This window comes from Streptomyces sp. URMC 126 (assembly GCF_051386555.1).
GTDB lineage: Bacteria > Actinomycetota > Actinomycetes > Streptomycetales > Streptomycetaceae > Streptomyces.
In genome coordinates this window covers 1-16,823 of record NZ_JBPQTX010000034.1, presented here as the reverse complement: position 1 = coordinate 16,823, position 16,823 = coordinate 1, and the positions used below count along the sequence as shown (strand labels likewise).

The 16,823-nt window shown below is 72.9% G+C and carries 13 protein-coding genes; 6 read left to right on the top strand and 7 right to left on the bottom strand.

Annotated features, from left to right (window positions below; translation table 11 throughout):
• Positions 1–75 precede the first annotated feature (75 nt).
• Positions 76–1,317, top strand: coding sequence for an MFS transporter (locus ACSNOK_RS06925; RefSeq protein WP_436779688.1), 1,242 nt, complete (start codon positions 76–78; stop codon positions 1,315–1,317).
• Entirely contained in the window at positions 1,235–2,014 is a 780-nt protein-coding gene (locus ACSNOK_RS06920) for a thiamine pyrophosphate-binding protein (protein ID WP_436779706.1), read from the top strand. Before ACSNOK_RS06925 ends, ACSNOK_RS06920 begins: the two co-directional genes overlap by 83 nt.
• 476 nt (positions 2,015–2,490) lie before the next feature.
• On the opposite strand, the gene ACSNOK_RS06915 is transcribed toward ACSNOK_RS06920, so the two are convergent.
• Both ACSNOK_RS06915 and ACSNOK_RS06910 read right to left on the bottom strand, forming a co-directional pair.
• Complete coding sequence (locus ACSNOK_RS06915; RefSeq protein ID WP_436779687.1) at positions 2,491–4,062, bottom strand: class I adenylate-forming enzyme family protein; 1,572 nt, start codon at positions 4,060–4,062, stop codon at positions 2,491–2,493.
• Positions 4,063–4,692: 630 nt separating this feature from the next.
• On the bottom strand, positions 4,693–5,076 hold the full coding sequence (locus ACSNOK_RS06910) for a hypothetical protein (protein WP_436779686.1): 384 nt from the start codon (positions 5,074–5,076) through the stop codon (positions 4,693–4,695).
• A 369-nt stretch (positions 5,077–5,445) separates the two neighbouring features.
• Here ACSNOK_RS06910 and dhaK point away from each other — a divergent pair, with 369 nt between their 5' ends.
• Positions 5,446–6,438 (top strand): dihydroxyacetone kinase subunit DhaK, encoded by a 993-nt coding sequence (gene dhaK / locus ACSNOK_RS06905; RefSeq protein WP_436779685.1) that lies wholly within the window; start codon positions 5,446–5,448, stop codon positions 6,436–6,438.
• A 30-nt stretch (positions 6,439–6,468) separates the two neighbouring features.
• On the opposite strand, the gene ACSNOK_RS06900 is transcribed toward dhaK, so the two are convergent.
• The 4 genes from ACSNOK_RS06900 to ACSNOK_RS06885 form a co-directional block, all read right to left on the bottom strand.
• Positions 6,469–7,887, bottom strand: coding sequence for an NADP-dependent succinic semialdehyde dehydrogenase (locus tag ACSNOK_RS06900; protein WP_436779684.1), 1,419 nt, complete (start codon positions 7,885–7,887; stop codon positions 6,469–6,471).
• Between the two features lie 604 nt (positions 7,888–8,491).
• Complete coding sequence (locus ACSNOK_RS06895) at positions 8,492–9,925, bottom strand: MFS transporter (protein ID WP_436779683.1); 1,434 nt, start codon at positions 9,923–9,925, stop codon at positions 8,492–8,494.
• Positions 9,926–10,479: 554 nt separating this feature from the next.
• Positions 10,480–11,073, bottom strand: coding sequence for a hypothetical protein (locus ACSNOK_RS06890; RefSeq protein ID WP_436779682.1), 594 nt, complete (start codon positions 11,071–11,073; stop codon positions 10,480–10,482).
• Positions 11,074–11,277: 204 nt separating this feature from the next.
• Positions 11,278–12,066, bottom strand: coding sequence for a glutamate racemase (locus ACSNOK_RS06885; RefSeq protein ID WP_436779681.1), 789 nt, complete (start codon positions 12,064–12,066; stop codon positions 11,278–11,280).
• A 305-nt stretch (positions 12,067–12,371) separates the two neighbouring features.
• On the opposite strand from ACSNOK_RS06885, the gene ACSNOK_RS06880 reads away from it, so the two are divergent.
• Positions 12,372–13,628 (top strand): glycosyltransferase, encoded by a 1,257-nt coding sequence (locus ACSNOK_RS06880; protein ID WP_436779680.1) that lies wholly within the window; start codon positions 12,372–12,374, stop codon positions 13,626–13,628.
• Between the two features lie 81 nt (positions 13,629–13,709).
• On the opposite strand, the gene ACSNOK_RS06875 is transcribed toward ACSNOK_RS06880, so the two are convergent.
• Complete coding sequence (locus tag ACSNOK_RS06875; RefSeq protein WP_436779679.1) at positions 13,710–14,999, bottom strand: TerD family protein; 1,290 nt, start codon at positions 14,997–14,999, stop codon at positions 13,710–13,712.
• Positions 15,000–15,199: 200 nt separating this feature from the next.
• On the opposite strand from ACSNOK_RS06875, the gene ACSNOK_RS06870 reads away from it, so the two are divergent.
• Both ACSNOK_RS06870 and ACSNOK_RS06865 read left to right on the top strand, forming a co-directional pair.
• Entirely contained in the window at positions 15,200–15,727 is a 528-nt protein-coding gene (locus ACSNOK_RS06870) for a DUF6643 family protein (protein WP_436779678.1), read from the top strand.
• Positions 15,728–15,929: 202 nt separating this feature from the next.
• A complete protein-coding gene (locus ACSNOK_RS06865) occupies positions 15,930–16,766 on the top strand; it encodes an MOSC domain-containing protein (RefSeq protein WP_436779677.1) in 837 nt (278 codons plus the stop codon).
• Positions 16,767–16,823: the final 57 nt, after the last annotated feature.

The following is a 16,823-nucleotide window of genomic DNA, read 5'->3' as shown; positions in this document are numbered from 1 at the left end:
CGCAGGGGCCGAGGGCAGTCGGCGTGCGCGAAGACCGCCGCTTCCCGGAAGGGCCGCAATCTATGGAGATTCCGGATGTCAAATATCCTGAATAGGGGTTCGAGGGCCAGGCCCGCGACACAGCGGACCGCTGCCGGGGACGGCGGGCTCGCACCCACCTTCGTACTCGCCCTGGGCACCTTCGCGGTGGGCACGGACGCCTTCATCACCGCGGGCTTCCTCCCCTCCATGGCCCACTCGCTGCACGTGTCCTCTTCCGCCGCCGGGCAGTCCGTCACGCTGTTCGCCGCGGCCTATGCCGTCCTCTCACCCGTGCTCGCCACGATGACGGCGCGGCTGCCCCGGCGGGCACTGCTCGTCGGTGCGCTGACGGTGCTGGGCCTGGCCAACCTGCTGTCCGCGCTCGCGCCGAACTACCCCGTTCTGATGGCGAGCCGGGTCCTCGCCGCCGCCGGAGCCGCCGCCTACACGCCCAACGCGGGGGCGGTCAGCGCGACGCTGGTCCGCGCGGAACTGCGTGCCCGGGCCCTGGCCGTGGTGATCGGCGGACTGACCGTGGCCACCGCCCTCGGTGTGCCGCTCGGCAACGTCGCGGCTCACTGGACGAGTTGGCGCATCGCGTTCGGCGGCGTGGTGGCGCTCTGCGTGCTGTGCGCGGCCGGAGTCTTCCTGGTCATGCCCCGGCTTCCCGGAGCCGGCCGGGTGCCGCTGCGCACCCGGCTGGCCGTGCTGCGCAGGCCCGGTGTGCTGTCCGTGCTGCCGCTGACCGCTCTCGGCATGGCCGCGTGCTACACCGCCTACGCGTACAGTGTCCCCGCCTTCGACGCGGTGGGCGTGTCCGGTTCCGCCATGGTCCTGATGCTGTTCCTGTACGGACTCGGCGCCGTGGTCGGCAATTTCCTCGCCGGCCAGGCCACCGACAGAGTCGGTGCGGTACGGGTGTTGACGGTCGGTTACGCCGTCATGGCGCTCACCTTCACCCTGTTGGCCTGGATGGCGGCCGCCTCCACCAAGGATCTCACAGCCCTGGTCGGTGTGTTCGCCTTCACCTGGGGAGCCAGCAGTTGGTGCCAGACACCCGCGCAGCAGCACCGGCTGATCGCCGCTGCCCCTCAGGAGGCCCCGCTGGTGGTGTCGCTGAACTCCTCCGGCATCTACCTCGGCATCGGCCTGGGCACGGTCATCGGCGGGCTGAGCCTCTCGTCGGGACTGGGACTCACCTACGCGCTGGGAGCTGTGCTCGCCGCGGTCGCCTTGGTCTGGCTGGTGGTCACCGCCCGCGTGGCCGGCGTCCGGACCACCGAGGAGGGGCGATGACCGTCCTGGACACGCCCACGAGTGTGGCTGCCGGTACCGCCCCGGACCCCTTCGTCCCACCCGTCACCGGCGCGGGCTGACTGATGCGCGCGTTCGAGGCGGCGGGCACCGACTCGTCTTCGGCATGCCGGGCGGCGCGATCCTGCCCGCGCCCGCGTACGACGCGCTGCTCGACGCCTCGGCCATCCGGCGCGTACTGGTCCGCCACGAGCAGGGGGCGCCGGACGCCCTGGCCACCGGCCGGGCCGGGGGATGCGTGGCCTCCTCCGGCCGCCCCTCCGGCCCCGGAGCGACCGACCTGGTCACGGCGATCGCCGACGCACACGCACACGCACACGCACACGCCAAGAGCGTGCCGCCGGTGGTGATCACAGGTCAGGCCCCGCGCTCCCTCCCCGGCAGGAACTCCTTCCAGGAAGTCGACATCTGCGCACCACACGGTCGATCACACGGCACAACCGGGCGCTCGAAGCTTTTCGACCGGCATGCAGACGCCGCAGACGAGGAGCCCGAGCCGGTGCTGGTGGACATCGCCAAGGACACGCCGCAGCAGCAGGTGCCCCCACCCACGATCCACTGCACGCCGCCGGCGCGGCGTCCTGGCCTCGCCCCCGCCGTGCCCGCGATCCCGGCAGGCGATCACGCGGATGCCCCGCCGACCCCAGAGTCGGTGACGGCCGCCGTGGCACGTGGGTAGGAGCGGCCCCCGGCGGTGTACGTGGTCGGGCCCGGCGGTCACGCCCTGTGGGCCGAGGAGTGCCCTGGCGCACCGGCGGGGCCGACGGGGGTACGCCGGACCAGCCGCCCTGGGTGCGGCCCGGCCGCCCCGACCTGACCTTCTGGGCGGTCATCGGCGAGGACTGCTCGCCGGCCACGGGCCGGGAGCCGGCCACCGGGGCGGTGAACGGCATCCCCTTCAGGGTCGCCGTGCCGCGCCGCGACGCCGACCGTCCGCCGGTGGACTTGGCGTCCCTGGCCGAGTCGATGGGCTGCGTCGGCATGCGCCGCACCACCCCGAGCGAGTCGGACGCCGCGGTCCGGCGCTCCGGCACCGTCCAGGACCGGCCGGTGCTGCCGGACGTCGTCCTCCCGTGCCGGGACACGGCCTGTCAGGCCGGGCGGGATCCCGCGCAGAGCCCCGCCCGGTCCGCCCTCGAAATGCCGCCCCGGCCGTCAGCGACCGTCCTGAGACTGCGTCAACAACCGCGCCAGCTCCCGGCGTTTGATTTTCGTGGTGGCGGTCTGCGGCAGCTCGTCCCACCGCCGCTGCGCAGGCTCGGCGAGCGCGGGCAGGTCGGCCACCGCCCGGTTCCACCGCGCCCGGTCGAGCGGCCGGTCGTCGCGCGTGCACACCACCGGAACGGGCATGCCGCTCTCGGCCGGGACGATGACGACTTCCAGTAGTTCCGGCAGCCGGGTGAAGAGCTTGTCCTCGATCTCCAGCGTGCTGCTGATACCCGGGATCTCGTCCACCTCGCGGTCCAGCAGATGCAGGCATCCCCACCTGGTGCGGTAGCCGAGATCTCCCATCCGCCACCAGCCGTCCGGCGAGATCTGCCGGTCGAAACGTTCCTGCTCCCCCAGGTAGGTGACAATCCGCCCGCCGCTGCGCACCTCGATGAATCCGGGCGAGTCCTTGGTGGGCGGACGGCCGTCGCGGCCGGCCACCCGGACGTCGGTCAACCCCGGGAAGGTCCGTCCCACGCACCTCCCGTCCGCACCGAAGCGGTGGCGCCGGGTGTACGTACGGGCTGTGATGGCGCCGGTCTCGCTCTGACCGTAGGTCTGCGCGAAGAACGGCACGGCCCGCTCCGAGGCGGCCAGCAAGGTGGCCACGGTGCGGGGATGGATGGCGTCGAAGGTGTTGCCGAAACAGCGCACTCTCGCCAGCGGCTTCGCCGGGTGGTCCGCGAGTACCTCCCAGCGCAGCAGCGTATTGGGATGCGCCTCGATGACGCCCGGCGGTACCCGAGCGAACATCTCGGCCGCGTTTTCGGGGGCGTCGTCCCGCAGCAGGATCAGCGGATGGCCGCGCAGCGCGAACAGTGCCGCACCGCTGATCATGCGCGAGTGCGCGAACGAGACGTGGACGGCGATCGGCTCCCGCCGACTCACCGGGGCCAGCAGCACCGACTGCGGACGGCAGCGGGCCAGAATCGTGTGTCCCGTCTGGACGGCCAGCTTCGGCAGTCCGGTCGTGCCCGAGGTGTGCGTGATCAGCGCCGGCAGCTCCTGCGGCAGGGTCACCGCGGGCACGCGCTCGCATCCGGCCAGCGAAGCGAGCGACACCGCCCCCGGAAAGCCGCCGGCGGCCACCAGCACGCGTTCCGACAGCTCGAAGACCTCGGCCGGCAGATCCCGCGTGAGCTTGGCCTCGTCCGTGACCAGGGTGGGCCGGCCGATCCGCCGCAGCAGTTCGGCAACCGTGGCGCCGTCCAGCTTCGCGGAGAGCAGCACCGGCACACCACCGACGCGCGCGATGCAGTAGGCGAGCAGTGAGACGTCGAACCCGTCCGACTTGTGGATGACGACCCGTTCCCCGGGGCGCACCCGCGCGGCCCACAACCGGGAGGCGAAGTCGTCGATCAGATCGGCCAACTCCGTGAGCGTCAGGCGGCGCCCGAGCTCGGGCGCGATGTCGAGATCGTGGTCCAGATAGACGGGACTCGCCGGCCGGCGGGCCGCCGCTCGGTCGAAGACCGTTCCCAGCCGTATCCCCTTGTTGGCGACACCCTGCAGAAACATGCCCAACATGCTGGGACGCCGGCAACGCGCTGCCAACGCGGGCCTGCACCACTGTGTCAACTCCTAATACCCTCAGCCGATTTACTGGGCGAAGCGGCACGCGCTGATGACCATCGAGCGCGCGCCGGAGAAGCGGTGCACGCCGTGGCCGGTCACTCCGGAACCGAGCTCCACACGTGCGCACCCCGCCCCTCGTGCCCTCGGCTGACGTTCGACGAGCAGGTGGAGGGGCTGACCACGCGCTACTGCCGCTACACCCCGCTTCTCCTCGACGTGCCGGGGGCGGTGGGCTTGGCGCTCGCCGGCGGCGCGCGCGGGGCCCGCCTGCTGGATGCGTCGCAAGCGGTGGCGAGCCGGGTAACACTGCTGTCCCTCGTCCTGGCGGTGCCCCAGCCAGTCATGACCTGCCCGAGGGTCCCTGGTGTCGAGGCAATCGCCGGGAAGCGGTCGCGCCGCTACGGCATCGTGCCGGCCGACATCGAGAACCGCGCCGTAGTCGACGTGCCGCCGGCCGGCAGGTCCTCTGCGCAGGGGCGGGTTCGCGTTCGGGCGGGAACCGGCCGGGCCGAGACGGACGGCCGCCTTCTCGGCCGGGCACAAAGAGCTCGCCAGTACCGAGGGCCGCTGTTTTCACTGGCAGGGCGACTGAGGCGAGGTCGGTGGTGGCGTTGCGGTGAAGCACACGCGTTGCGCGACGACCAGTGTGCCGCCGCTGTCCCACATGCCTCCGTTCGGATTCAGTACCTTGATTTTGTTGGCGAGGGTGCAACTCGCGTTCTTGTACACGGTGGCGACGGCATTCGTGCGGTTGGTCGCGTTGACCGCGCCACCCGAGATCGTCCGGCACGACTCATTGGGCGGATCGGAGATCACATCCTGCTGACCGGAGTCCGCTCGCAGGTACTGGAAGTCACCGCTGGCCGCGTAGGACGAGGCGGGAAGTGCGGCGAAGAGCAAAAGAGCCCCGCCGAGGGCCAGTCCGGCCCGGAGCGTTCCCTTGAGTGAATACGACATGGGGAGATGCCTCCTCATTGTCCCTTCGGGGTGCTTGCGCGGCACACAGTGTCCGCAACCCCCTCGGATAGGGCCTTCCCGTGCAGAATGACACGAACCCTGCGCCACCCGAACGGATGACCAGCGACCCTGCTGTTCCGCACAGCCGCCTCGCGGCGCACCGACCTCAGTACCAAAAATCCATCACGCTAAGTAGTTTCCACATGGGCTGACGTTCGGTCAGTAAAGTCAGCATTAGGTCAGCATCAGTACCGCCACAGACCGCTACCGCCCGCCGGAGGGCGTCGGGATCAGACACTACTCACACTGCCGCTGACCTACAGGAATGCAGGTCAGCGACCTAACCGACCGTCATCTAAGGAGCCCCCTGTGAAAATGCTGATCAATGTTCCCGAGTCCGTCGTCCCCGACGCGCTGCGTGGTATGGCCGCCGTTCATCCCGAGTTGTCCGTCGACGTCGAGGGGCGGGTCGTGCGGCGGAGGGATGCGCCGGTGGCGGGGAAGGTGGGGCTGGTGTCGGGGGGTGGGTCTGGGCATGAGCCGTTGCATGGGGGGTTCGTGGGGGCGGGGATGCTGGACGCCGCGTGTCCCGGGGCGATTTTTACGAGTCCCGTGCCCGATCAGATGGTGCGCGCCGCGGCTGCCGTGGACAGTGGGGCCGGTGTGCTGTTCGTCGTGAAGAACTACACCGGTGATGTCCTGAACTTCAATATGGCCGCGGAGCTCGCCGAGGACGAGGGCATCCAGGTGGCCAGTGTGCTCGTCAACGACGATGTGGCGGTGACCGACAGCACGCACACGGCCGGCCGCCGGGGTACGGGGGCCACGCTGTTCGTGGAGAAGATCGCGGGGGCGGTGGCGGAGGCGGGGGCGCCGTTGGCGCGGGTCGAGGCGGTCGCGCGGCGGGTGAACGAGGTGTCGCGGAGCTTCGGCGTCGCGCTGTCCGCCTGTTCGACGCCGAGCAAGGGCGGCCCCACCTTCGACCTGCCGGCCGGCGAGCTGGAGCTCGGGGTGGGCATCCACGGGGAGCCGGGCCGGGAGCGCCGGGCGATGATGACGTCCGGGGAGATCGCCGACTACGCCGTGCACGCGGTGCTGGACGACCTGCACCCCACCGGCCCGGTCCTGGCGCTGGTCAACGGGGCGGGCGGGACGCCGCTGCTGGAGCTGTACGGCTTCGCGGCGGAGGTGCACCGCGTGCTGCGCGAGCGCGGGGTGCCGGTGGCCCGGACGCTGGTCGGGAACTACGTCACCTCCCTCGACATGGCCGGCGCGTCCGTGACGCTCTGTCAGGTGGACGACGAGATGCTGCGTTGGTGGGACGCGCCGGTACGGACTCCCGCGCTGCGCTGGGGGTGTTGAGCACGTCGCGGGGTCGGGCGTCGGTCGGGGTCAGGCGTCGGCGTCGGGCTCCGCGCCGTACCACACCGTGGTGACGTTGCAGAACTCGCGGATGCCCTGCCCCGACAGTTCGCGGCCGTAGCCGGAGCGCTTGACGCCGCCGAAGGGGAAGGCCGGGTGGGAGGCGGTCATACCGTTGAAGAAGACGCCGCCCGCCTCCAGGTCCCGTACGAAGCGCCGCTGTTCGTCCTCGTCCCGCGTCCAGACGTTGGAACTGAGCCCGAACGGCGAGTCGTTGGCGACCGACACGGCCTCGTCGAGGTCCGCGACGCGGTAGACGGTGGCCACCGGGCCGAACGCCTCCTCGCGGTGGATCCGCATCTCCGGGGTGACGTCGCTGAGTACGGTCGGCTCGTAGAACCAGCCTCCGGCCAGCTTCCCAGGCAGGGCGGGCCGGCCGCCGCCGCAGCGGGCCACCGCCCCCAGCCGCACCGCGTCGTCGACCAGTTCCTCGACGTCGGCGCGCCCCTGCTCGGTGGCGAGCGGGCCGACGTCGGTGGCCTCGTCCAGCGGATCGCCGACGGTCAGCCCGTCCATCCGGGCGGTGAAGCGCTCCAGGAACGTCTCGTAGACGTCCGTGTGGACGATGAAGCGCTTGGCGGCGATGCAGGACTGGCCGTTGTTCTGGACGCGGGCCGTCACCGCCGTCCGGACGGCGCGGGCCAGGTCGGCGGAGGGCATCACCACGTACGGGTCGCTGCCGCCCAGCTCCAGGACCGTCTTCTTGATCTCGTCGCCCGCGACGGCCGCGACCGAACGGCCCGCCGGTTCGCTGCCGGTGAGGGTGGCGGCGGCCACCCTCGGGTCGCGCAGGACGGACTCGACCGCGCCGGAGCCCATGAGCAGGGTCTGGAAGCAGCCCTCGGGGTAGCCGGCCCGGCGGAAGAGGTCCTCCAGGTACAGGGCCGTCTGCGGCACGTTGGAGGCGTGCTTGAGGAGTCCGACGTTGCCGGCCATGAGCGCGGGGGCGGCGAACCGGATCACCTGCCAGAGCGGGAAGTTCCACGGCATGACCGCCAGGACGGGGCCCAGCGGGCGATAGTGGACGCGGACGGCGGCCGCGCCCGAGTCGGCGACCGCGTCGGACGGCGGGTGCTCGTCGGCGAGCAGGGACTCGGCGTGCTCGGCGTACCAGCGCATGGCCTTGACGCACTTGGCCGCCTCCGCGCGGGCGGCGGCGAGCGGCTTGCCCATTTCGAGGGTCATGGTGCGGGCGATGTCGTCCGCGTCCTCCTCCAGGAGGTCGGCGGCGCGGTGGAGGAGCCGGGACCGCTCGGCGAAGTCGCGGGTCCGGTGGTGGCGGAACGCGGCGTTCGCCGCGGCCACCCGGCGCCCGATCTCGTCCGGGGCCATGGCCTCGAACGTCTTGAGGGTCTCGCCGGTCGCGGGGTTCACCGTGGCGATGGGCATGGGCGTCCTTCCTCAGCGGCGGCTCGGACCCGGCCTGACGGCCTCCGGTGACGCCGCCGGGGTGACCGGCGGCGACTCGGCGGCCCCGCCCCGCCTCGGTGGTACGCCGGGGCGGGGACCGGGGTGGCACCAGGGCGGTACCGGGGCGGTACCGGGTCTCCTCGTCTCGACCTTGCGGCGCTCCGCCTGCCCGCGCAAGGCGGCCCGTATACCGCCCGTATGCCGGTGGGCGCGGACGCCGCCCCGGCGGGTGGGGGTGCGGGGTAGGTCGGCGACGATGGCGTCGGCGCGGGGACGATCGTCCGTCCGGAGGCCGAGGCCTTCGGGGCCCGGGCCCCTGAACGGCCGCACCGCGACGCCGTACCGCCCGTGCCACGCGGGGCGGACGGGTGGTACGGCGTCGCGGTACGGCCGTCGTGTGCGCTCTTGCGGTGCGGCCCGAGCCGCTCCGACCCGTACGGGGCGTCCCCGCCCCCGGAGGACATCCCCTTACGGGCCTCGCCCGACGCCCCCGCCCTACCGACGCACCCGAGCCACCGATCCCCCCGACGCCACCGACACCGCCGAGCCCCCCCACGGTGCCCAATCAGCGCCCCAGCACCGCTCAGCGCGGCGGCTTCTCCCGCGCCTCGTCCGCCGCCCGGCCCGGGCCCGGCAGCCGGGCCCGGCCGAAGAGGCCCGCGTCCCAGCGTCCGATGCTCTCCCCCGTCGGCCCGGCCGGGCCGGAGGTGGCCTCCGCGGCCACCGCGCCGCCCCGCTCGGGCAGCCCGGACGGGATGACGGTGCCCTCCATCGCGGAGACCTCCGGGCGGTCCGGGAGCAGCCTCGTGCGGTAGAGGAGGGTGACGGCGAGGGCGGAGGAGAGTCCGAAGGCGACGCAGCCCAGCCAGGGCAGCCACGGGCACTCGTACTGCTTGCCGATGTCCATCGTCCAGCCGACGACGGCGTTGCCGCCGGCGGCGGTCAGTCCGGCGAAGACGTAGAACAGCCCGAAATAGGTGCCGGCGAGCGTGTCACGGCCGAAGCGGGGGATCATCTCCAGCACGGCCGGGTGAGCGATCATGGTGCCGACGAACAGCAGCAGCGACCCGATCAGCATGATCGTCATCCGTGGCACGATCTCCCGCAGCCCGTCAGGGGCGCCGTCGGCGCAGATCAGCAGCGGGGGGACGAAGCCGAGGCCCATGAGGACGAGCCCGCCGCCGACCCACCGGCTGCCGCCGCCGTGCCGTTCCAGGGCCCTGGTGATGGGCATCTGGAAGAGGTTGACGGCGGCCCCGGCCCCGAGCAGCACCCCGGCCGCCCCTTCCCAGCCGGACGCCTGTTTCGCCCCGGCGGGCAGCAGCAGGCAGAGCTGGTTCTCGACGGTGAACATGCCGGTCGTGGCGAGCGAGAACAGCAGGAACCGGCGGTTGCCGAAGACCTCCAGCCAGTCGCCGAGGACCGTGCTGCGGTCGGCGGCGGGGGCCGGCCGGTCGGGGATGACCATGGCCTGGGCGACGGTCAGCAGCGCGTAGACGACGGCGGCGGCCACGGCGCAGATCCGGAAGTCGGCGCGGATCAGCACGCTGCCGAGGAGCAGCCCGATCAGCGAACCGATGGTGGCGTAGACGTTGAGGAGGGCGAACGCCTCCGCCTTGCGGTCACCCGCCTCCAGGGCGACGTAGGCCCGGGCGGACGGGTAGAAGAGGCCGGCGGCCAGTCCGTTGAGCAGCGAGGCGCCGAGGACGACCGGCAGCGTGGTGCCGAAGGCGAAGAGGGAGAACCCCAGCGTGCGCAGCGCGCACCCGGTGATGATGACCGCGCGCGGGCCCAGCCGGTCGGCGGCCGAGCCGCCGAGGAGGAACAGGCCCTGCTGGCCGAGGTTGCGTACGCCGAGCACCAGGCCGACGAGCGCGTCGGACATTCCGAGTTCCTGACCCAGATATGCCGCGAGAAATGGCACGAGGATATAGAACCCGATGTCGATGCCAAACTGGTTGATCAGTAGCAGTCGCAATGCGAGAGGAAACTCGCGAGTGACCCGAAAAGCTTTCATGCGCGTCCCTGCATTCAGCTCGAACAGGGGAGGAGAATCGCCCTGAACCGAGGGGGGCATTGGGGCCCGGAGGGTTTGACAGTGCGCAAAGCGATAGGGACGGCTGCCGTCCTGACCTCGTACTTCACCTGATCACCAGCGGTGATCAGCAGCCGCGGCACCCCCGCCGTCCGATTCGTCAGAATGCCCTTCCCGGGGGCCGTACCCCGACGGAAAAAGCCGCACTCACTGACGTGGGATCGAGCGGTTGATCATATGCTTTTGCGGTGCATCCTCAACGACTCCCGACTGCGCTCGGAAGAATACGCACCCCACACGTTAGCAAAGCAAACGGATCCCGGATAGAGCGGAGGTCGGGGACTTCAAGTGACACGGCCGAGGAGTGGCCGAATTTGTTTCCGCGTTTTCCTTCGAACACTGGAACTCGCGTACTGTGAACTGGCCTCCGACGGCCGGTGCGTCAGGCGGCGGCGGGCCCGGGCGCCCGACGGACGTCACACGACGGGGGCATTCAGATCCGGGGAACGCCGTGAGGGGTCCGGAAGAGGGGTGTCTCAGACGGAAGCGGGTCGTCCGCCGGCGAGGCCGAGACGGTCGCGGATCACCCGCACGGCGGCCTCGGCATCGTCCACCGTCACCGTGAACGAGCGGCCGTCGCCGAGCCGGACGACGAAGCCCTCGCCCCGGCGCACCACGACCGCCGTCCCCTGCTCCGGCCGCCAGCGGTAGCCCCAGCCGCCCCACTGGCGGGGCGTGACCCGGGGCGCGAACACCGCGTCGACCACTTGCGCGAGGGGGATACGGGTCCGCGGCAGCCCGATGTGACCGCAGCGGACCTCCAGGGTCTCCTGGTCGACCCGCACCGCCACGTGCACGAACGCGATCGTGCCGTAGAGCATGAGCAGGCCGGCGGCGACACAGCCGACGACGGACATCACAAGCGGGATGACACCCGAGGTCCAGGGGTGCGCGACGGCCAGGTCGATGCCCAGCGCCATGCAGGCGGCTCCGGCGGCGGCCAGCAGCCACTGCACACGGTTGGTGGCGCGTCCTGTCCAGACGACGGGCTCGCCGTCCTCGCACCCCTGAACACGCCCCTGATCGTGACCTTCGTCGTGACCCTTCGGGGCCTTCGGCTGGTCCCTCATACCAGGCAGCGTACCGAGGTTCCGCCCCGGCGGCAGGGGTCTCCACGGGGACGGGACCCGCCGGGCCCTGCCCTTACGGGTCGCACCCCTACCCTTACGGGCCACTCCCTTGCCCTTACGGGCCGCGCCCCGTCCCCTACGGGCCCTCAGGGTGCCGCCACGATCCCATTGGGCGGGCGATCCCCTACGGGTACGACCCCAGGGCTACGGCCGTCCCGCCCCCACGCTCGTCAGGGCGCGCCCCTCGGGGTAGCTCAGCGAGGCCGCGTCGAGGACGCCCTCGCGCCCCCCGAGCAGTACCGTCAGGCGGCCCGTCGGCTGCGCGTCCGGCGCCGGGACGGCGCCGATCCGCCGCAGCGCGTGGGCGGCTACCGCCCCGGCGGAGCCGTGCAGGACCAGGGGCGTTCCGGCGAGCGGCTGGACGGCGGCGCGGATGCGCTCGGCGACCAGCTCGTAGTGGGTGCAGCCCAGGACGAGGGCGCGGATGTCGCGCGGGGTGCGGTCCGCCGCCGAGGCGATGGCGGCGTCCACGGCCGCCTCGTCGGCCCACTGGACGGCGTCGGCGAGCCCGGGGCAGGCCACCTCGGTGACCTCGACGCCCGCCGCGAAGTCGCGGATCAGGCCGCGCTGGTAGGGGCTGCCGGTGGTGGAGGGGGTGGCCCAGATGGCCACCGGTCCGCCGCCCGCCGCGGCCGGCTTGATCGCGGGCACGGTGCCGATCACCGGGATGCCCGGCTCCAGCTCGGCCCGGATCGCGGCCAGCGCCCGGACCGAGGCGGTGTTGCAGGCGATGATCAAGGCGTCCGGCCGGTGCGCGGCGGCGGCGCGGGCGCAGCCGAGGGCGCGTTCGGTGACGTCCTCGGGGGTGCGGGGACCCCAGGGCATGCTGCCGGGGTCGGAGGAGAGGACGAGATCGGCGTCGGGCCGCAACCGGTGCACGGCGGCCGCCGCCGCGAGGAGGCCGTTGCCGGAGTCCATGAGCGCGATCTTCACCCGGTCACTTTAATGGATGGGCGGCACACGGGTTGAGGGAGGAGGGGCGGCCGATCCCCGAGGGCCCGGCCCTCCCGTCCGTTTCGCCCCGACTCGTCCCCGGCTCCTCCCCGACCTCCTCCCTGGCTCCTCCCCGGCTTCCTCCGTGACTCGTCGACGATTCCTCGCGACTCCTCCGCGGCTCCTTCCCGACTCCCCCCTTCTCCCCCCTTCCCCTCCGCGCTCCCCGCGCCGGATGGCCCACGCCGGACGGCTTGTACCGGGTGACCCGTCTACCGGGTGGCCCGTCGGGCAGACTGCGACGGGTGAACGCGCTGACATGGATCTCCGTCGGTTCCCTGGCCGCGTGGCTGTGGCTGCTGCTGGGCCAGGGCTTCTTCTGGCGCACGGACGTGCGCCTGCCGGACGGCGGGCCGCCGAGCGGGCCGCCGACCAAGCTGCCCGGCGGAACACCGGACGGACCACCTGACGGACCACCGGACGACGACTGGCCGTCCGTCGCGATCGTCGTGCCCGCCCGGGACGAAGCGGAGGTGCTCCCCGAGAGCCTGCCGTCGCTGCTGGCCCAGGACTACCCCGGCCGGGCCGAGGTGTTCCTGGTCGACGACGGCAGCACGGACGGCACCGGTGAACTCGCCCGATCGCTGGCGGCCGAGCACGGCGGGCTGCCGTTGACCGTCGGCTCCCCCGGCGAGCCCGGGCCCGGCTGGACCGGCAAGCTGTGGGCCGTGCGGCACGGGATGGCGCTGGCCCGGGCCCGCACCGACGCCGAGTACCTGTTGCTGACCGACGCCGACATCGCCCACGCGCCCGGCAGCCTGCGCGCTCTGGTCACGGCGGCCCGTACGGCCGACCTGGACCTGGTGTCGCAGATGGCCCGGCTGCGGGTGGTCACCCCGTGGGAACGGCTGATCGTCCCCGCCTTCGTGTACTTCTTCTCCCAGCTCTACCCGTTCCGCTGGGTCAACCGGCCCGGCGGCCGGACGGCCGCCGCCGCCGGGGGCTGCGTCCTGCTGCGCCGGGAGGCGGCGGAGCGGGCGCGGATCCCGGACGCCATCCGGCACGCGGTGATCGACGACGTGACGCTGGCCCGGGCGGTGAAACGCGGTGGCGGCCGGATCTGGCTGGGCCTCGCCGAGCAGGTGGACAGCGTCCGCCCCTACCCCCGCCTGGGACAGTTGTGGCGGATGGTGTCGCGCAGTGCCTACGCGCAGCTCCTGTACCAGCCGTTGCTGCTGCTCGCCACGGTGGCGGGGCTGGCCGTGGTCTACCTCGCCCCGCCCACGGCCGCCCTGACGGGAGCCGTCACCGGGAACGTCCCGCTCCTGACCGCCGGGGCGGCGGCGTGGGCGGTGATGACGGGCACGTACCTGCCGATGTTGCGCTACTACCGGCAGCCGCCGTGGCTCGCGCCGCTGCTCCCGTTCACCGCCGCGCTATACCTCCTGATGACGGTCGACTCGGCGGTCCAGCACTACCGGGGCCGGGGCGCGGCCTGGAAGGGACGGACGTACGCCCGCCCCGAGGCCACGCCCCGGACTCCGCCCGAGGCCGCGCCCTGAACACCACCGCTCGGGCGCACGGGCACTCGGCCGGGCGTCGCCCTCCGGGCCGGGCGCCCTCGTCCGGGCGCCCGCCCGGTGTCACTTCCGGCCGGGCGTCCAGTTCATGCCCCAGCCGTACGCCCGGTCCAGCGTGCGCTGCGGACTGACGCCCCGGTCGGGGACCAGGTAGCGGGCCTCGCGCTGGACGACGAGGTCGCCGCCGTTGTTGGTGATGAGGGCCAGTGCGCAGACGTTGGACGGCACGGTGCACTCGTCGAGCGAGAAGTCGATGGGCGCGCCGTGCTGCGGCTGGAGGGTGACCGTGGCGTGAAGGCCCGCGAAGCTGCTGGCCCCCTGGTAGATCGTGACGAAGACGAGGATGCGCCGGAAGTCACGGCTGTGGTCAAGGTTGACGGTGAGGTTCTCGCCCTGGGCCGCCGCGCCCGTGCGGTCGTCGCCGTCCAGGTGGATGTAGGGCGGGCGCTGGAGCGAGCCGAAGGAGTTGCCCAGGGCCTGGACGACGCCCTTCGTCCCGTCGTTGAGCTCGAAGAGGCAGCCGAGGTCGAGGTCCAGGTCTCCCTGGAGGGCCCGGGTGAGCCGTCGGCCCCAGCCGCCGCCCTTGGCCGGCTCCTGCTGCCGCATCTGCCAGTTGAGGTTGACGCGCAGTGCTCCGGAGGTGCCGCCCTGCTTGGTCAGCGAGACGGACGGGGCCTCCTTGGTGAGCGTGACCTTGGTCAGGTTCACGGCCCGGGCGGCGGGGGCCGCCGGGGGCTGCGCCGGCGCCGCGGGGGCGCTCACGGGAGCGGGCGCGGGGGCGGGGGCCGGAACCGACGGCGCGGCGGGTGCGGCGGCGGGCGCGGGCCCCGGATCGTCCACCGAGATGCCGAAGTCCGTCGCCAGGCCCGCGAGCCCTCTGTCGTACCCCTGCCCGACGGCCCGGAACTTCCACTCCCCCTGCCGCCGGTAGAGCTCGCCGAGCACGAAGGCGGTCTCGACGGTCGCGTCCTCGCTGTCGAAGCGCGCCAGCTCCGCGCCGCCCGCCGCGTCGAAGACCCGCACGTACAACCCCGGCACCTGCCCGAACGTGCCGCCGTCGGCGGAGGCCGCGAGCACCACGGTCTCCACGTCGGGCTCGACCGAGGCCAGGTCGACGGCCAGGGTGTCGGTCACCGCGCCGGCCGCCGGCACCTTGCCCTCGTGGCGCACCGCGCCGGAGGTGTGCACGGCCTGGTTGTAGAAGACGAAGTCCGCGTCGGAGCGGACCCGGCCCCCGGCGAGGAGCAACGCGGAGGCGTCCACGTCGGGTACGCCGGGGCCGGTCCGCCAGCCCAGTTCTATCCGCACCGCCGGCGCCGGAATCCGGACGTTGGTGCCCTTCAGCATCCCCATCTGCCACCCCTGTAGAGCGATTCCCGGACGGGCCCTTGATCAGGCCCTGAACGATCCGGTCTCTTACACCGGTCCAACGTACCGTGGCCCCCGAATTCTCCGCCTTCGCCCCGATTGGTCGTCGGCACCGCAGGGGCCACCGGAACCAACCCGGGTACCTGACTCCCCAACCGGCACATCGTGGGCTTAACTTAAGGGCTATGACCTCCCCCCGCAGTGCCTACGGCAGCGGTTACTACTCCGCGTCGTCGTTCCCGGACACCCCTATCTACGACAGCCTCGTCGCCGAGCGGGGCACCCCGCAGATCGCCCCGATCCGGGTGTCGGCGCCTTTCGACGGCGGGAGTCAGCTGCCCGCGCTGCCCGCCCTGCCCTCGGGTCCCTCGGGCCACGGCCCGGGCCCGGCGGCCGCGCCCGTGCCGCAGCCGCTGCAGAGCGGGTACGGGCAGCAGCCCCCGCAGTACGGGCAGGGCGGCCCGCAGCCGGGCGGCCTCCAGCAGGCCCCGGCGCCCTACATCCCGCAGCAGGCGTCGGCGCCGCGCGGCTACCCCGGCCCGCAGCAGTACCAGCAGCGCCCGCCCGCGCCCGGCGGCCCGGCGGGCTACGACGCGATGCGTCCGGTGGCGCCGCGTCCGGCTCCCGGCCCGGCGGCGCAGCAGCACGGCCAGCCCGGACCGTACGAGGACCCGTACCAGCAGCGTCCGTACTCGGGTCCCGGCGGCTACTGACCGGCGGGCACGGGAGGCCGGCGGCCACGGAGCCGCCGGCCGACGGCGGGGGGACTTTTCGCGGGCCCGTGCGACGCACGGAAACGCACGGAACACCTACGAAGGCACGGAACACGCGCGAACGCGCGCGAAAGCACCACACACATACGAACGCGCGGAAACGCACAGGCGCGCACCGCGTCCGGCCGGGCAGGATGGCCGCATGGCCACTCCTTCGCCCTCACTCCAGTCGGTCCACGTCTACCCGGTGAAGTCGATGGCGGGGAGCTCCCCCGGGGAGGCGGCCGTGGAGCCGTGGGGGCTCGCCGGGGACCGGCGGTGGATGGTGACCGGGCGCGACGGCCGGTTCCTCACCCAACGGCAGCTCCCGCGGCTGGCGTTGGGGGCGGCCCGTGGGCTGCCCGGGGGCGGGGTGCGGATCTCCGGCCCGGGGGCCGCGCCCCTGGAGGTGCCGGTGCCCGACCCCGTGCGCCGGGGCACGGTGACCGTCGAGGTGTTCCGCGACAAGGTCGAGGCGGTGCCCGCCGGCGACGAGGCCGACGCCTGGCTGACCGCCTTTCTCGGGGTCGAGGCCCGGCTGGTGCACATGGACGACCCGGCGGTCCGGCGCCCGGTCGACCTCCGGTACGGGCGCCGCGGGGACCGCGTCGGGTTCGCCGACGGCTTTCCGCTGCTGCTCACCTCCGCCGCCTCGCTCACCGCGCTCGACGCGCTGATCGCCGCGGGCGAGCACCCGGACGAGGCCCCGCTGCCGATGAACCGCTTCCGCCCGAACGTGGTGGTCGCCGGCACGGAGCCGTGGGCCGAGGACGGCTGGCGCCGCGTGCGGCTGGGCGAGGTCGCCTTCCGCGTCGTCAAACCCTGCGGGCGGTGTGTCGTCACCACCACCGACCAGCGCACGGCCGAGCGCGGCCGGGAGCCCCTGCACACCCTGGGACGCCACCGGCGCGGCGCGACCGGGCTCGTCTTCGGGCAGAACCTCATTCCCGAACACCCCGGAGTGCTGCGCGCCGGGGACCCGTTCGAGGTCCTCGACTGAACCGCCGGGCGACGGAACGGACAGCTGCCGCCCTCCTCCGTCCCCCCTCCCCTCCTC

Coding starts and splice junctions, on each gene's coding strand:
- ACSNOK_RS06925 (WP_436779688.1), top strand. CDS start 76: ATGTCAAATATCCTGAATAGGGGTTCGAGGGCCAGGCCCGCGACACAG.
- ACSNOK_RS06915 (WP_436779687.1), bottom strand. CDS start 4,062: ATGTTTCTGCAGGGTGTCGCCAACAAGGGGATACGGCTGGGAACGGTC.
- ACSNOK_RS06910 (WP_436779686.1), bottom strand. CDS start 5,076: ATGTCGTATTCACTCAAGGGAACGCTCCGGGCCGGACTGGCCCTCGGC.
- ACSNOK_RS06900 (WP_436779684.1), bottom strand. CDS start 7,887: ATGCCCATCGCCACGGTGAACCCCGCGACCGGCGAGACCCTCAAGACG.
- ACSNOK_RS06895 (WP_436779683.1), bottom strand. CDS start 9,925: ATGAAAGCTTTTCGGGTCACTCGCGAGTTTCCTCTCGCATTGCGACTG.
- ACSNOK_RS06890 (WP_436779682.1), bottom strand. CDS start 11,073: ATGAGGGACCAGCCGAAGGCCCCGAAGGGTCACGACGAAGGTCACGAT.
- ACSNOK_RS06875 (WP_436779679.1), bottom strand. CDS start 14,999: ATGGGGATGCTGAAGGGCACCAACGTCCGGATTCCGGCGCCGGCGGTG.
- ACSNOK_RS06870 (WP_436779678.1), top strand. CDS start 15,200: ATGACCTCCCCCCGCAGTGCCTACGGCAGCGGTTACTACTCCGCGTCG.
- ACSNOK_RS06865 (WP_436779677.1), top strand. CDS start 15,930: ATGGCCACTCCTTCGCCCTCACTCCAGTCGGTCCACGTCTACCCGGTG.